The organism is Mesorhizobium sp. M7A.F.Ca.CA.004.12.1.1 (assembly GCF_003997835.1).
Taxonomy (GTDB): Bacteria; Pseudomonadota; Alphaproteobacteria; order Rhizobiales; family Rhizobiaceae; genus Mesorhizobium.
The window spans coordinates 1-390 of record NZ_RZRK01001548.1; the positions used below are offsets into that span (position 1 = coordinate 1).

Annotated in this window: 1 protein-coding gene; it reads right to left on the reverse strand. The window is 57.4% G+C overall.

The features are described 5' to 3' along the window. Positions 1–390, reverse strand: a 390-nt coding sequence (locus EN984_RS39590) for a hypothetical protein (protein ID WP_206517609.1), incomplete at both ends; no start/stop codon positions are given.

The following is a 390-nucleotide window of genomic DNA, read 5'->3' on the forward strand; positions in this document are numbered from 1 at the left end:
CTCCAATGGCCGGACCTCCCCACTCTCTCTCCGGCACGCATCTGCCTGCGTCCTCTCCTTCTCCCTCCCCCCTCTCGTCTCCCTTCCCCTCTGTTCCCCCCCTTCCCCTTCCTCCCCCCCTCTCTTCCCTCCTCCTCTCCCCCTCTCCTTTCCCTCCCCTCTCCCTCTCCTTTCTTCCTCTCCTCTCCTTTCCCTCTCTCCTCTTCTTCCCCTCCCCCCTTTTTCCTCTCCCCTCTCTTCTTCCTTTTCTCCCTCCCCCTCCCCCTCTCTTTTTTCTTCCTTCCTTTCTTTCCTTTTCTTTTCCCTTCTTTCTCTTCTCCTCTCCTTTTCTTTCTTTTTCCTCCTCTCTCCCTTCCTCTTCCTTCTCCCCCCCTTTCTCTTCTCCCCCTC